12 protein-coding genes and 1 other RNA gene are annotated in these 14,613 nt (G+C 40.6%); 2 read left to right on the top strand and 11 right to left on the bottom strand.

Translation table 11 applies throughout. From position 1 onward, the window contains the following. Positions 1–430: 430 nt before the first annotated feature. The 4 genes from HMPREF1320_RS04250 to HMPREF1320_RS04235 all read right to left on the bottom strand — a co-directional run bounded on the left by HMPREF1320_RS04250 (position 431) and on the right by HMPREF1320_RS04235 (position 4,947). Complete coding sequence (locus tag HMPREF1320_RS04250; protein ID WP_009417496.1) at positions 431–1,369, bottom strand: hypothetical protein; 939 nt, start codon at positions 1,367–1,369, stop codon at positions 431–433. A 101-nt stretch (positions 1,370–1,470) separates the two neighbouring features. Then, complete coding sequence (locus tag HMPREF1320_RS04245; protein WP_009417476.1) at positions 1,471–2,211, bottom strand: hypothetical protein; 741 nt, start codon at positions 2,209–2,211, stop codon at positions 1,471–1,473. 11 nt (positions 2,212–2,222) lie between these two features. Then, a complete protein-coding gene (locus tag HMPREF1320_RS04240; protein WP_009417521.1) occupies positions 2,223–4,565 on the bottom strand; it encodes a TonB-dependent receptor in 2,343 nt (780 codons plus the stop codon). 100 nt (positions 4,566–4,665) lie between these two features. Further along, on the bottom strand, positions 4,666–4,947 hold the full coding sequence (locus HMPREF1320_RS04235; protein WP_009411765.1) for a hypothetical protein: 282 nt from the start codon (positions 4,945–4,947) through the stop codon (positions 4,666–4,668). Positions 4,948–5,469: 522 nt separating this feature from the next. Between HMPREF1320_RS04235 and HMPREF1320_RS04225 the strand changes: the two genes are divergently transcribed. Together HMPREF1320_RS04225 and HMPREF1320_RS04220 are read left to right on the top strand one after the other, a co-directional pair. Beyond that, on the top strand, positions 5,470–6,255 hold the full coding sequence (locus HMPREF1320_RS04225; RefSeq protein WP_009417463.1) for an HAD family hydrolase: 786 nt from the start codon (positions 5,470–5,472) through the stop codon (positions 6,253–6,255). A 202-nt stretch (positions 6,256–6,457) separates the two neighbouring features. Then, positions 6,458–8,701 (top strand): nitric-oxide reductase large subunit, encoded by a 2,244-nt coding sequence (locus tag HMPREF1320_RS04220; RefSeq protein WP_009417468.1) that lies wholly within the window; start codon positions 6,458–6,460, stop codon positions 8,699–8,701. Between the two features lie 73 nt (positions 8,702–8,774). Here HMPREF1320_RS04220 and rnpB read toward each other — a convergent pair. The 7 genes from rnpB to HMPREF1320_RS04190 form a co-directional block, all read right to left on the bottom strand. Further along, positions 8,775–9,080: RNase P RNA component class A (rnpB, locus tag HMPREF1320_RS10805), an RNA gene on the bottom strand. Positions 9,081–9,091: 11 nt separating this feature from the next. Continuing rightward, positions 9,092–9,934 (bottom strand): transketolase, encoded by an 843-nt coding sequence (locus HMPREF1320_RS04215; protein ID WP_009417516.1) that lies wholly within the window; start codon positions 9,932–9,934, stop codon positions 9,092–9,094. A gap of 82 nt (positions 9,935–10,016) precedes the next feature. After that, complete coding sequence (locus HMPREF1320_RS04210; protein WP_009417488.1) at positions 10,017–10,757, bottom strand: SDR family NAD(P)-dependent oxidoreductase; 741 nt, start codon at positions 10,755–10,757, stop codon at positions 10,017–10,019. Then, complete coding sequence (locus HMPREF1320_RS04205; RefSeq protein ID WP_009417514.1) at positions 10,754–11,806, bottom strand: patatin-like phospholipase family protein; 1,053 nt, start codon at positions 11,804–11,806, stop codon at positions 10,754–10,756. The genes HMPREF1320_RS04210 and HMPREF1320_RS04205 overlap by 4 nt, the downstream gene beginning before the upstream one ends. Beyond that, complete coding sequence (locus tag HMPREF1320_RS04200) at positions 11,782–12,570, bottom strand: phosphatidate cytidylyltransferase (RefSeq protein WP_009417497.1); 789 nt, start codon at positions 12,568–12,570, stop codon at positions 11,782–11,784. The genes HMPREF1320_RS04205 and HMPREF1320_RS04200 overlap by 25 nt, the downstream gene beginning before the upstream one ends. Further along, positions 12,557–13,162: a CDP-alcohol phosphatidyltransferase family protein gene (locus tag HMPREF1320_RS04195; protein WP_009417515.1), complete on the bottom strand. Its 606-nt coding sequence runs from the start codon at positions 13,160–13,162 to the stop codon at positions 12,557–12,559. The genes HMPREF1320_RS04200 and HMPREF1320_RS04195 overlap by 14 nt, the downstream gene beginning before the upstream one ends. Before the next feature lie 81 nt (positions 13,163–13,243). Further along, positions 13,244–14,599, bottom strand: coding sequence for a peptidylprolyl isomerase (locus HMPREF1320_RS04190; RefSeq protein WP_009417493.1), 1,356 nt, complete (start codon positions 14,597–14,599; stop codon positions 13,244–13,246). Positions 14,600–14,613 lie beyond the last annotated feature (14 nt).

Below are 14,613 nucleotides of genomic sequence, written 5' to 3'. Positions count from 1 at the left end.
TTTCGGCTAAATTACAACAATTATTTGAATGTGCAAATTTTGATGAGATAATTTCTCAATTCAGGTGAAAGATAAAAGGTAGAGAGTAAAGGGTATGTTATAACTTCATACAATTGTTTTAACTCGTTTGATGACTTTTTATACTGTGAGCAAGTTGAGATATTTTAGTAAAAAGTGAAGAGAGAAAATGTTTTAAGGAAGAAAATGTATCTGAATATCAATGTTTATTCGAAGGAAGAGCGAAGCTGAGACGAACCTAAGACGAACAATGAACGGTACAAAACACGCGGATAGATATAGAATAAATGGAGGATAATAGGAGTAAAACGAGTATAAACTGGTTTTATTAGCTTTACTTATTGTTTAAAAAAGAGACTGTTCCTTAAAAAAGAACAGTCTCTTTTATTATTGCTAAGTGATATACACAAAATTATAAAAAGGTACCACTGCTTTCAGGAGAAAGATCAGAAGCTATAATGTCGTCTTGATCTTTCTTTATTTCGGCTTTACTAACACCAAACTCGCGCATTGCATCTTCTACCGTCTTGTCTTCTCGCAAAAGGTCTGTGTAGATATGTATAGGTATTTTTATATCTAACACTTTATTAGCAGGCACAGTGTTATAGGTTAGATTTGCGGGCTTGGTAGTAAAAACACCTAATACGATTTGCAAATCGAAGTTTATATAGGTTCTTTTTACTTCAAAAAAGCCTTTCAAGCCTATCTGCTCTTTACGAAGTACTCCTTTAGGAGCATTAGGGTTTTTATCAAAACTACCGCCTTTGATATACAATTCTTCAGGGTTGGTATCGCGGTATTTGTAGTCGAGTGCTTCAGCTTGGGTAGGCACAGTTGTATTGCTGGCTACTGCTGCAAAATTATTTGCGATAAAGAAAAATTGGTAGTGATTAGGAGCATTACCAGTGCTCAGTTGTGCATTTACACGCTTGCCGTCTTTGTCGTAAAAAATCAATTCTATACCGTATAAGCTCACGCCTGCATTGTGCTGATGATTGTGGAGAGCATCTTCGTCCTCATCTTCATCGTGGTGATCATCAGCCACTACATCAGTTCCTTCCCAGCGGATAGCAGTAGGGTTATCGGTAGCAGGTGTAGGCACTCCATTTATGTTATTAAAATAGAAACGTTGTACTGTTTTGAGGTATTTCACAGGATAATCGGGGTTTCCGTGAAAATAGCCGTGAGAATGCCCTTTGGTAAAGCGCACTTCTAGTTTGCTCCACGCAAATTCAGTAGGGTTTGTAATAATAGGGTTTTCTGGGTTTTTGTCCTTACTGCAAGAATTTAGGGTTATTGTTACAAATAGTAAAAATAAACTGATTTTTAAGATATAATATATTCTTTTCATCGTTTTTTAATATTAAAAGTTATTGTTTTGTAAATAATGTATTAGCAAGGTATCACCTTTGCCAAAGTTTAAAATTTTGGCAAAGTTCATAATACACACAGCTAACGAATAATCTGTATAGGGAGTATCATATCAGAGTCTAATTGAAAGGCGTTAGAATACTCCACTACGTTGTATGGACGCTCTTCTTGAGTTTTAGGGTTGAGCTTATTAGCAATAAGAAAGTGTGCTAACTTGATGCGCAACTTGTAATCACCTGCGGTAGCCTCGTCTTTAATGTGAAAGACGCCTTTAAGTCCAATAGGGTCGCGCTGCTCAGGGTTGGTTTTATCCCAAGTGCGCAAGCGCAATTTCACTCCTTGTGTGCCATAAGTAGCATTTTCGGGGTCGGTATCCTGATATACATAGCTTACCGCTTTGTTCATAGCCGTTACCATAGCGGTTCTTCCCGCTTCATCTTTAGGATATTCTCCTTGAAATAACTGAAAGAAGTGCTGATGAATAGGAGCCATTTTGGCACTTACAAACTCGTAGTTCATACGAGCTCCATTGTTGTAATAGACAATCTCGAAACGGTATTCGTGTCCCACTTGCCATTTTATAGGCTCGGTGATGTCATACACTATTCCTTTAGCTGATTTGTTGGCGGTGCGCTCTTGCACCTCGTTAGTTCCTAAATTGGTAATGATAAACTGCACTTTGTCGGGCATATCGTGCCCTCTGTCTTTGGTTTCATCGGTTGGAGGAGTGGGTTTAGTGTTGTCTTTACTACAACTACCCATTGTAAAACATACTAATGCTATTAGACTAATAGCTTTTAAATAATAAGATATCTTTTTCATTTTAATAGTGTTTAAAAATTGTAATTTATTCTTAAATATACGTTCCTACCCAAATCGTGGGCATAATACCTAAAACGATTGGTGTATTCCTTATATTCAGTATTAAAAAGGTTTTCGGCAGATAACCTTATGTCCAGGGTTTGGCGTTTGCCTATATCCAAAGTACCTCCTATACTCGCCTCGAAAAGGTGATAGGCATCGGGTGTAGTAGGCACTAATTCTTGTGAGGGCTCAAAGCGTGTTTGCTTGGCTACAAAAGTATGTCCTATGCTAGCACTCATACGGCTTAATAAACTGTTGCGGTGCGTTTTGTTATATTCTAGCGACTGACTGAAACGAGGGGCAGGGATAAACGGAAAGTAACGTCTCGTTTTCACTTCGTTAGCCCATACTACTGAGGCTTTCAAATGGTAGTCTAAACTTGTAGGATTGCCTACTTGTGCTACTCTGTTTTTGTTTAACAAACGAACAGTAGCATCGAGGTCAGCGCCTCTAAAAAACGCATTGGCTTGGGTGTACTGAAAGATAGGATACACGCCTGAAAAGAGGGTTTGCACTTCGCCGGTAGGATAATCGTAAATGTAATTCTTAATATATTGGATATAAAGGTCGAGATTTACATTCCAACGTTTATTCTCATTGTTTAGCAAAAGAGAGGTAACCCACTTCACTCCTGTTTCTGATTCGAGCTTATCGTCACCTAAATCATAAGTACCTGCGCCGTGATGAAGTCCGCTACTGTACAGTTCGTTCACCTGAGGAGCACGCCACGCCACGCCTATGTTAGATTTCAGTTGTGAAACTCGCGAGAGAGGCATTGTTCCTCCTAAGGTATAGGTGAAATTATGGAAGTTGTGTTCGCCTCCGTAACGCTGTGAGTACATATCGTAACCATCGGCATTGAGGTACTTATAGTCGTAACGCACACCTGCTTCTAATAACCAAGCATCTCGCTGAAAACGTTGTATTGCAAAAGCACCATAACTAAGTGAGGCATAGTTAGGGATTACAGGTACTACCCCCGTACCGGGTTGGTTGTAGTTGTCCTGCTTGTTGAAACTACCCCCTATGGTACTCTTCCATTTGCTGTAAGCGTTTTCCCAATACACATCGAGTGCGTGGGTAGTGAGCTCCATATTTAAGGCTGGGATGCGGGTTCTGTCCATTCGGCGAACACTGAACTCCTGACGAATATCTTTCTGAAAAGCGTATTGTGCGGTGAGTTTTCCTCCGAAGGGCAAGAAATAGAACGTTTTACCTTTTAACAGGTGGTGCACTACTTTTTGCTTGGGTGCATTGATGCTATACGAAAACGGATAAGTGGTAAGCGGTCTTCCAATTTCGAACCGAGCGAGCAAATCGTCTAAATTCCCAATATGCGAACCGTAGAACACACTGCTTTCGTTCTCATACCTACTGTAAAATATTTCAGCAGTGCCTTTTTCCTTCTGAACGCCTGTCGCTACTGAGAAATTGGCTTCACGAGCAGCAGTGTTATTCAGTAGGTAATTAGCTGTACTGATGTCGCCTGAACGTTTCAAAGTTCCTTGTACACGCCACGCCCAAGAAGGCAATTCGGGGACTGAACTTTCGACTTTTAACGTAGTACTCAATTTGCGTCCGTTAGAGCCAAACGAAGAAGCTAAGTTGGCGTGCAGACCGTCGCTATAAGGGAGTTTTTTTTGTTCTATGAGAATCACTCCACCTAAGGCATCAGAGCCATAACGCACCGATTCAGCACCTTTTACCACCGTTATTTGGTCGGCTACCAAAGGGTCGATTTCGGGAGCGTGGTCGGCACCCCATTGTTGTCCTTCTTGGCGCACTTCGTTGTTGAGTATCAAGATACGATTGCTGTGCAAGCCGTGAATTACCGGTTTAGCAATAGTCGCGCCTGTTTGTATCATCGATACTCCCGATATAGAGGTGAGCACTTTGGCTAAATCGTCGCCTTGTTTGTCTATCAAGCTATTTCTTTTGAGCGAAATGGATATGATAGATGGAGTTAAGCCTCTCACATACTGTTGAGTTGTATGTCCTGATACGGTAGTCCCTTCGAGTACACTCACTGCTTCTTTCATTACAATCACAAGAGGTTGTGAGTGTGGAATGATGACAGTACTTTCGTAATCGTGATAGCCTAAATAGGTTACTTTGATAGGGTAAGAGCCCTTGCTGAGTTTTTTTATCGTTACCTTCCCATCGGCATCGCTTATAAAGTGCTTTCCAACGAAATGCACTACCGCATTGCCTAAGGGTAGTTTTTGAGTGTCTTCTATTTGCAGTTGCAAGGTTTCTTGCGCATATAGCGAGAATGCACAACTGAGTAGCAGAAGACTGAATATCTTTTGCATAAAATCAATTTGAAAATTTTGGGAATTTGGAAATTAGCAAGCTGGGTAACAAGAGGAATGACTCCTCTTTTGCTAATTTACTAATTAACTCATCAGCTAATTACATCGGAGGACCTCTTGAAAAGATAGTAAAGGTGCTTTGAGGAAAGCCTTTTTCGATAAAGAAGAATACTGCTGTTGCACTTTGCTCTAAGAATAGATAGATAAAAAATGAAGGAGCAAAGAATTGATGCAGTTGTACAAAAATACAATCGTGATGAGTGTCTACCGCTGAAAGGTGAGCGTTGTGATGACACTTATCGCCGGTAGCTATAGCGCATAACTCTTCCTGAGTGTGGTGATTATGAAAGAATTCACCCACTGGAAAGGCTACTTTCAGCATACAAAACAGTAGCAGAAAGGCGAAGATGCGCGTGTGTAACGATTGTCTTTTCATAGTTTTCAAGATGCAAAATTACAAAATAATTATGAATTGCAAAAAAAAAAATGTCAATAATACTGATAATACCAGAAATGCCAATAATGCCAGAAATGCCAATAATTAACTTTGGCAAAGTTTTAAACTTAGCCAAAGTGTATACCGCAAAATGACGTATAGGAGTTTTCGGAAGATATCGGAGAAGTTCGGAAGAGAGGAGGGAGGGTTTTTGATGAAAAAAGGCTATAAGGAGGGTGGGGGTAGCTTATAGAGAGCTTATAGGAAGCTTATACGAATCTTGGACGATTGGTATAGAAAGGGTATATAAGTGTTTGAAAGTGAGTGGTTAAAAGATGAGAAAAAGAGGTAATTTTGAGGATAATAAAACGAAGTAAAACGGAAGTGAAGGGGTGGTTGAGATATATGAGAACCATATTTGAACGATATGTGTGAATAATTTTGTATATTTGCCGAAAATTAGAATGTATGATAAAACTTATAGTAACGGATATTGATGGTACTTTGGTGAATAATCAGAAGGAAGTACCTGAGAGTTTTTGGGAAGTTTTTAAGGAGATACGAGCCCGTAGAATTAATTTTTGCGTGGCGAGTGGACGACAAATACAGAGTTTGCACGAGCTTTTTGCACCTATTAAAGACGAGATAGCTTTTGCTCCTGATAACGGAGCTTCGCTAATATACAAAGGGGAGACGCTTTTTGAAAACCCTTTGAACCCTAATGGTATTCGCCCTATATTGGAAACTTGTGAACAGATTGGGCAAATAGGGGTAGCGCTTTGTGGGAGAGAGAATGCCTACATTAAGACGGATAGTGTTACTATTTTTGATGAAATAGCCAGACATTATCCCGCTCATACAAAGGTGATGAACTTTTCGGAAGTGAATGATGACATCTTTAAAATAACTATTTGTGATGAAGGAATTTCAAGGATCAATAGCTATCCTCTTTTGAAAAAGTATGAGAATGATTTTAATGTGGTGGTCTCAGGAGAGATATGGCTTGATATTACCCGAAGTGATGTGAATAAAGGGGTGGCGGTAAGACGTCTGCAAGAGAAATTAGGGGTCTTGCCATCGGAAACAGTGGTTTTTGGCGACCATATGAACGATGTAGAAATGATACAAACCGCTGAGATGAGTTACGCGATGAAGAATGCCCAAGAGGCTTTGAAAGCTATTGCTAATTACGTGACTGAATACGATAATAACGAGGCGGGAGTAGTGAAAACTATTCAGCATTTGATAAAATAAAAGAAGAATAGCAGAAAAGAAGGAGTACAAAACTCATAAAAAAATAAGGAAGGTTACCTATTGATTTTCAATAGGTAACCTTCTTTTTTGCAAGAAAAATTTAAAATTGGACGCAAAAAAATAATACAAAAGATATATAAGATACAATTATCTTTTATATATTTGCACCCAGAAATTACAAAAACACTAATATATTTTATTTATGACAGCTAAGAAATTATGGATTTGGCTTGGAGCAACAGTAGCTGCTTCATTCCTTGTGCTGATTCTCTTCGGTGTAGAAATATACCGTACAGCACCTCCTTTCCCCGAAAAGATTGTAACGACCAATGGGGAAGTGCTCTATGAAGGGCAAGACATTAAAGATGGTCAGAATGTTTGGCAATCGATGGGTGGTCAAACCGTAGGTAGTATTTGGGGACACGGTGCTTATATAGCACCCGACTGGAATGCTGATTATCTACACCGCGAATCGGTATTGCTATTAGAGCTTTTTGCTCAGAAAGACGGTAAGGTGTACAAAGACCTGCCTGAAGATGAGCAAGCGAAGTACCAAGTGCAGTTGCGCAAAGAGTTGCGTACGAACACCTTTAACCAAGAAACAGGTGTGATTACCTTCTCGCCAGAGCGTGCTCAGGTGGCTAAAGAGTTGGCTGCGTATTACACCAAACTCTTTATGGACGACCCTTCGCTAAGTGAAACGCGCACTCATTACGCGATTCCGAAGAATGCTATCAAAGACCCTGTGCGTATGCAACAGATGAATGCATTCTTTACGTGGACTTCTTGGGTATGTAGCACTAATCGTCCTAATAGCGATGTAACCTATACCAATAACTGGCCTTACGACCCTGTGATAGGCAATCACCCTTCGACTTCACTACAAATGTGGTCAGGATTTAGCGTACTGATGTTGCTTTTCGGGGTGGGACTCTTGGTGTATTATCACGCAAGCAACAAAGAGGAAGAAGAAAATGAACATCTTCCTGCGGAAGACCCAATGCGCGGTATGAAACCTACACCTTCAATGAAAGCTACCCTTAAATACATTTGGATAGTATCGTTACTTATCTTGGTACAGATGGTGGCAGGGGTGATTACAGCGCACTATGGTGTAGAAGGAGGAGGTTTCTTTGGTATTCCGCTTGATATGATATTTCCACAGGCTATTTCGCGTAGCTGGCACGTACAGTTGGCTATTTTCTGGATAGCAACCTCTTGGCTGGCTACAGGGCTTTACATAGCTCCTGCGGTATCAGGACACGAGCCTAAATATCAAAAATTGGGGGTAAATATACTCTTTATCGCCCTACTGATAGTGGTGTTAGGTTCTTTGGCAGGACAATGGTTTGGCGTGATGCAAAAATTAGGCTTAGTAGAAAACTTCTACTTTGGACATCAAGGTTATGAATATCTAGAATTGGGTCGTTTTTGGCAAATACTATTGCTTGTAGGCTTATTCTTGTGGTTGTTCTTGATGGTAAGAGCTTTATTACCTGCTTTACGAAAGAAAGACGAAAACCGCCATTTGTTATTACTCTTTGTATTGGCTTCTATAGCTATTGCAGCTTTCTATGGAGCAGGCTTAATGTATGGTCGCCAAACACATATGGCTATTGCCGAATATTGGCGTTGGTGGGTAGTTCACCTTTGGGTAGAAGGCTTCTTTGAAGTATTTGCTACCGTAGTGGCTGCTTTCTTGTTCTCACGTATGGGCTTATTGCGCTTGAAAGTGGCGAGTGCCTCAGTATTGTTCTCTACTATTGTATTCTTAGCAGGGGGTATATTGGGTACATTCCACCACTTGTATTTTAGTGCTACCCCTACGGGTGTATTAGCCTTAGGAGCTACTTTTAGTGCTTTGGAGATTGTGCCTTTGGTACTCATAGGATATGAGGCTTATCACAACTATAAGATTTCTAAATCTACTGAGTGGATAAAAGCCTACAAATGGCCTATCTATTGCTTTATTGCGATGTGTTTCTGGAACTTCCTTGGGGCAGGTATCTTTGGTTTTGCCATTAACCCGCCTATTGCCTTGTACTACATTCAAGGATTAAACACTACGGCAGTTCACGGACACGCAGCCCTCTTTGGGGTATATGGTATCCTTGGTATTGGACTTATCTTGTTTGTGCTTCGCGGTTTGTATCCTGATCGTCACTGGAATAACAAGATTCTTGGTTGGGCATTCTGGTTGATAAATATAGGGTTGCTTGTGATGTTGGTAGGAAGCTTACTTCCTATAGGTATTATGCAAGCAGTAGAAGCTATTCAAAACGGCTATTGGTCAGCGCGTTCTGAGGAGTTTATGCACACTGATTTGATGCAAACCATACGTTGGTTACGCATTCCAGGTGATATACTCTTAGCAATAGGTGAATTGCTATTGGTATACTTCATCATTGGACTTAAAACAGGTTGGTCATTAAGAGACAAGCGATAATTTACAAAATAAACCCAAAAAAGCCAAAGAGCTGTCCTCAAAAGAGGACAGCTCTTTGGCTTTTTTGGGTATAAAAAAGAGCAAATCATAAGCCGGATTCTGTACCTACTCTTACTGAGCAGGTGCTTATCATTTATCTCGGTTAATGATTGCTCATTAGCTCTAACCGCCTACCCTCCAACATCGGGCGAGCAACCCTCAAACGCTGGTTTACGCGACGTTGCACCTCATAGAGTTTACCTGATTTCACTATGGCATTACCCATACATTCTTTCTGTTGCACTTGTCCTCGCCTCGCGGCGGACGGGTGTTACCCGCTATGATGCTCTGTGGTGTCCAGACTTTCCTCTACTTTCGTAGCGATAAGCTGATTTGCTCTTTTAATCTTTATTAGTAGTCTCCTAAAGTTTCAGGATTCTGTGCTAAGCCTTTGGCTAATTGCTCGTCGTTAGGAGCCTTGCCGTGCCAAGCGTGAGTGCCCATCATAAAGTCTACCCCATTACCCATTTCGGTATGGAGTAAGATACATACAGGTTTGCCTTTGCCGGTTAAAGCTTTTGCATCTGCCAATCCTTTTAAGATAGAGGCGATATCGTTACCCTTTTCAATATCGATTACTTGCCAACCAAAGGCTTCCCATTTGGCGCGAAGGTTGCCCAAAGGCATTACTTTATCAGTAGGTCCATCAATCTGTTTGTGGTTGTAATCTACAGTAGCGATGAGGTTGTCCACTCCTTTACCCCCGGCGTACATTGCCGCTTCCCATATTTGCCCTTCTTGCAGTTCACCATCGCCGTGGAGGGTATATACCAAGTGGTTATCGCCGTTGAGTTTTTTAGCCAAAGCCACCCCAATCGCTACTGAAAGCCCTTGTCCCAATGAACCCGAAGCCACGCGTACACCTTCTAACCCTTCGTGAGGGGTAGGGTGACCTTGTAAGCGAGAATTGAGCAAGCGAAAAGTGTTCAGTTCACTTACTGGAAAGAACCCACGTCGTGCTAATACACTGTAAAACACTGGCGATATATGTCCGTTAGAGAGGAAGAACAAGTCCTCGTTTTTACCTTCCATAGAGAAAGGTAGTTTGATGTCCATTACCTCATTATAGAGGCATACAAGGAATTCAGCGCAACCCAAAGAGCCCCCTGGGTGACCTGAATTTACTTTGTGAACCATTCTGAGGATATCTCTACGCACCTGCGTAGTAAGGTCGGTAAGTTGCTGGATATTCATTGTATTTCTTCTGTTTTACGTTTTTAATACCGCAAAGGTACAATTTTTAAAGACAAAAGCAACAACGGAAGGATAATAAATTTTATTTCTTCATATAATGAGCTTTCTTATACATTATCTTTGAAAGTAGGAAAGAGGGCATATATGAGAGGAAACGCATTAACCATTTCATCCGTTTTGGGAATAAAAGCAATGCTTTCTTTTCAGTAATAGCTTGTGTGATTTTCCTCACAGCTTGGGCTTCGGTTACAAGAAAAGGTTTCTTAGAGAGGTCGTTGTGGTTGAGGTCGCGTAGTTTTTCGGTATCTACATAGCCTGGAGCAATGGTAGTAATTACGATTCCATACCGACGCAAAGCACGGCGATAAGCATCGGCTATTTGTATCACACTACGCTTGGTCTTGGTGTATAGGCTTGACTCGGGGTAGTCTAAAATACCCGAAATAGATGCGAGTAAGACTATTTGTCCGCCTGTGTGGCACATTGCTTTTCGTCCAACTTCTAAGCAGTTCACCGTTCCCATAATATTGGTTTGAAGCATTGCCACAGCTTCTTCATAGCTAATCTCATCTGCAACATCTTCAGCATAACTACCTGCACAATTGATGAGCAACGACAAAGCCCTCTCGCCTGCGAATTGCTGTATAACGTTTTGTAATTGCACTATATTGGTTACATCGGCTTGGTACTTCTCAAAACGTGATTCATCAGCGAGCTTTTGCAAATCTCTTCCACATACACCTACGCGATTGCCTTGTAGGTAATAATAGCTCGCCAATGCTAACCCTATGCCTGAGGTGCCTCCTATGATAAATATATTCATTGTTTAAAAGCGTTTATTGTAGTTTGATAACCGTAGTTCCATTGTTTTTCTATTTGTTCACGATAGTGAGCGTAGCTTTTTGGAAAGTGAATATCTACCGCACATCGTTTCCAGTTGATATACTTCTCTGAGTAAAATCCTTTTAAGACCATAGTAGCATCTCGGGTATCGATGAGCCGAGCGGGATATTGTGCTACTTCGGCTAAACGCTCGTTGCCACTAAAACCTAAAACTGCACGCACTAACGCTTCTTCAGTAGAACTATAAGGCTGTTTTTCCTCTCTTATCACTTCTTGCGAAAGAGTATTTGCTAATTCTATAGGTAGTAAATCTATTGCACCTCCTGCAAACACATCATCTGCTATATTCACCGGAGCTACGTAGAACATATCAGAAACTGAAATGCGGGCAGCAGTGAGCATTGGTATCTCTGTTTTAAGGAGAATATCTTTAGCAACTGCCGATTGTAAATAGTTATCAGAAGAGATTTGAATGGCTTGCAGATTTATATGTCTTGCAGTTTGTGTATCGGTAAAGAGTACTTTTTGGTAAAGCTTACGAGCCCCTCTCCGTTTGCCACATTCATCAGGAGTGAATAACATTTTAGAACCGATAATAATAGTAGGTAGGGTAGAGGAGAATTGCACTTTCGCGAGACTCGGTAATAGGTTAGAAAGGTCTTGTGCCATTGTTACTAAATAGCGATGAGACACATCTTCAATATAAGGAGCTTGCTTCTTGTCGTATTGTTTTTTAAGAGCTAAAAAACCTATACGGTATAATTGGCTATAAGGAGTGAGAGAAAGACTCTTGATGAAGTTATAAAATTCTTCGGATTGCAGGTAGGCTTTGCGAGCAGTATGTGTAGGAAAAGCGTTGATGATTAGAGTTGCAAAAGCACCTCCACAAGAGGCTATCAGTAGCGAAGGAGTTTTGCCTAAATCATCTAAAGCATTGTACATACCGCCATAAAGGGCAAAACGTGTACCCCCTCCTGAGAAAACTAAGGAATGATGGAATGTTTTCACTGTACCCATAGAAAGAACCATATACTGTTTAACAAAAGGCTATCCATACGGTCTAAAAGTCCGCCGTGACCAGGAATAAGGTTGCCAGTATCCTTTACGCCTGCTTTGCGTTTGAGAAAGGAAATACATACATCACCCCAAAAGCCGAAAAAGCTAATAGCTACCCCTAAGAGTAGCCACGTGTAAAGGGACGCTTGCAAACCGAGCACATACGCCAAACACACGCTTACAAAAGGCGTGAGTAAAATTCCTCCTACGCAACCTGCTATAGTTTTATTTGGACTCACCTCGGGCAGTATTTTCCGTTTGCCAAAGCATTTGCCTGATAAGTATTGAAACACGTCGTTCAGTTCGGTGGAAACAACCAAAAAGATAAGCCATAATAAGCCGTTAGGTACTGAAAGCAAAAAAAACAAATGTGGATAAGCAAATAAAACGATGAGTAAAGAGAGAGCTATATAAAGTACTTTGTTTTTGGCTACAAAGAAAGTTCCTAAAACTGAAATAATGAGCAGAACTATAGCTCCTAATAAATAAATTTGATAATGAGGAGAACAGAAAAGCAAAACGCCGTGTAGTATAGCAATAACAATAGGTAAGTAACGGGTGTTGAAAGAAAAGAGCCGTCCTAACTCTTTTAAACATTGAAAACTCACCCAACAAATAAAAATACGCATCGTAAGTTTATTATATACAGCCCCTGCGAAGACAGCAATAATGAATACCCAACTCCTAACGCGAAGAGGTACATCGGCAAACTTACTATGGCTATTAGTGTTGGGCATAAAGTCCTTTTTTGAGACGAATAAAGGTGCTGAGAAATAGTAAAGCAATTATAATCCCGAAGACAATCGCTGAGTAGGAAGTGATAGAAACGCCCAAGAAAGCTAAAAGTCCGTAAATGCCTATCAGTAAGGCACGGTCGCTTTTACCCATAGGTCCTTCATAGCGTCTTTCACCGCCTAACACTTTGCCCATTACGCCCGCAAATTCATTGAGAACGCTGAGCACAATAAAAATAACTACTAAATAAAGGCTTTCGGGGTGATATTTTAGCAAAGGGAAGAAGATGAACACATCAGAAATCACATCACCCAATTCGTTGAGGATTTCACCTAAAGAAGTGGTTTGCTGGAACTCGCGAGCCATCATTCCGTCGAGTGCATTGAGAATCATACGCAAGAGTAAACCTATAGGTAAGGCTAAGAAGAAGTAACGACATTCAGAGGCTTGCCAAAAGAGCACTCCAATTATTAAAGAAAACAAAATAGCAACTATCGTTATTTGGTTTGCAGTTACTTTCTTACGATGCAAGAACAGCAAGATAGGGTGTAGCAACTGCTGAAATTTAGGTTTTAGTTTGTAAACGGAAATCATATACTGAGCTATATAAACATTGATGAGGCAAAAGTAATAAAAAATAGTGAAAAACAAAACTTGCTTTTCACTATTTACTAATTATTTCTTAAGCCAATTGTTTTCAAACTTACAGTTCTTGTATTCTCCGTTTACTGAAATATAAGTTTTCTCGATATGTTCTTTCATCCACTTACTGATGGCTTTCAGTTGTTTTTCTTTCAGAGCTAAATCTTGTATCTTTACGTAATCCTTTACAAAGTCGGCTTGGTGTTCCTCAATACGGTTGGTGATTTGGTAAATCTTATAGGTCTTTTTGCCTGTTCTATCTTCGTCCAGGAAAGGTACTGATACCTCATTGTCTTTAAGGTCTGAAATGCGAGCGTAAAGTGTAGGCTCTATACGGGTAAGCTCGAAACGAGTAGAAAGGTCTTCGGGGTTGATAAGCTGACCGCCATCGTTGCGGGTTTCTTTTTCATCGGAGAAATTACGTGCAGCCTCGTCGAAAGTAACCTCTTTGTTTACAATGCGGTCGCGTATTTTGGCTATCTTCTCTTTAGCCTCGTTGAGAGCTTCTTCAGGAATTTCAGGCATTAACAAGATGTGTCGTACACTTACTTCCTTACCGCGAATCTTGTCCATTTGGATAATATGCCAACCGAAGCTAGACTCAAAGGGCTTAGATATTTCTCCTTCCCGCAGAGTGAAGGCTACGTCTTTAAAAGCTTTATCAAAAGCAGAGTTACGGTTGAAGGTGAGTACTTGTCCGCCAGTAGCGCGGTCTTGGGAGTAGAGAATGGCTTTGGTAGAAAAACTCATACCGTTTTCCTCTACATCTTTTTTAATATCGTTGAGTTGGTTTATTACTTTTTGTACCGAACTCTTGGGAGCTACAGGATTGACTACAATTTGAGCGATTTCTAATTCAGTACCAAAGTGCGGACGTTCATCGGCTGGAATAGCGTTGAAGAAGGTGCGTATTTCCTCAGGAGTTACTTCTATATCTTTTATAATTTGTTGTTTCATACGCTGAGCGAGCATACTCACTTTTAGGAGGTTGAAAAGCTCATCGCGCATAGATTGTTCGTCGTCTTTTTTATAGAACTCTAAAAGTTTCTTAATGTCGCCACCTAACTGAGCGGTCAAAAACTCAATACGTTGGTTCACTTGGTCACGTACTTCGCTATCGGTGAGCTTCACACTGTCTTGCACAGCTTGGTGAGCGTAGAGTTTGTCCTCCATCAGTTTGCCGAGCATCTGGCAACGGTTGATTTCACGAGTGTCTACCTCTTGCTGTTGCAAATCAATATACGCCTTGTCGATATCTGATTCTAAAATCAAATAATCACCTACTACCGCTGCTACACCATCTACCTTTCTGCGCTCATTGTTTTGGGCAAAAAAAGGAGTAGTGAACAACAGTATTACAAGTACTGACCAAATTTTTGTTTTATTCATAAACTTCGTTATTA

This window comes from Capnocytophaga sp. oral taxon 335 str. F0486 (assembly GCF_000277665.1).
GTDB lineage: Bacteria > Bacteroidota > Bacteroidia > Flavobacteriales > Flavobacteriaceae > Capnocytophaga > Capnocytophaga ochracea.
This window is presented reverse-complemented; position numbering and strand designations above follow the sequence as displayed.

Coding starts and splice junctions, on each gene's coding strand:
- HMPREF1320_RS04200 (WP_009417497.1), bottom strand. CDS start 12,570: ATGCCCAACACTAATAGCCATAGTAAGTTTGCCGATGTACCTCTTCGC.
- HMPREF1320_RS04210 (WP_009417488.1), bottom strand. CDS start 10,757: ATGAATATATTTATCATAGGAGGCACCTCAGGCATAGGGTTAGCATTG.
- HMPREF1320_RS04240 (WP_009417521.1), bottom strand. CDS start 4,565: ATGCAAAAGATATTCAGTCTTCTGCTACTCAGTTGTGCATTCTCGCTA.
- HMPREF1320_RS04190 (WP_009417493.1), bottom strand. CDS start 14,599: ATGAATAAAACAAAAATTTGGTCAGTACTTGTAATACTGTTGTTCACT.
- HMPREF1320_RS04205 (WP_009417514.1), bottom strand. CDS start 11,806: ATGGTTCTTTCTATGGGTACAGTGAAAACATTCCATCATTCCTTAGTT.
- HMPREF1320_RS04195 (WP_009417515.1), bottom strand. CDS start 13,162: ATGATTTCCGTTTACAAACTAAAACCTAAATTTCAGCAGTTGCTACAC.
- HMPREF1320_RS04235 (WP_009411765.1), bottom strand. CDS start 4,947: ATGCTGAAAGTAGCCTTTCCAGTGGGTGAATTCTTTCATAATCACCAC.
- HMPREF1320_RS04225 (WP_009417463.1), top strand. CDS start 5,470: ATGATAAAACTTATAGTAACGGATATTGATGGTACTTTGGTGAATAAT.
- HMPREF1320_RS04250 (WP_009417496.1), bottom strand. CDS start 1,369: ATGAAAAGAATATATTATATCTTAAAAATCAGTTTATTTTTACTATTT.
- HMPREF1320_RS04245 (WP_009417476.1), bottom strand. CDS start 2,211: ATGAAAAAGATATCTTATTATTTAAAAGCTATTAGTCTAATAGCATTA.
- HMPREF1320_RS04215 (WP_009417516.1), bottom strand. CDS start 9,934: ATGAATATCCAGCAACTTACCGACCTTACTACGCAGGTGCGTAGAGAT.
- HMPREF1320_RS04220 (WP_009417468.1), top strand. CDS start 6,458: ATGACAGCTAAGAAATTATGGATTTGGCTTGGAGCAACAGTAGCTGCT.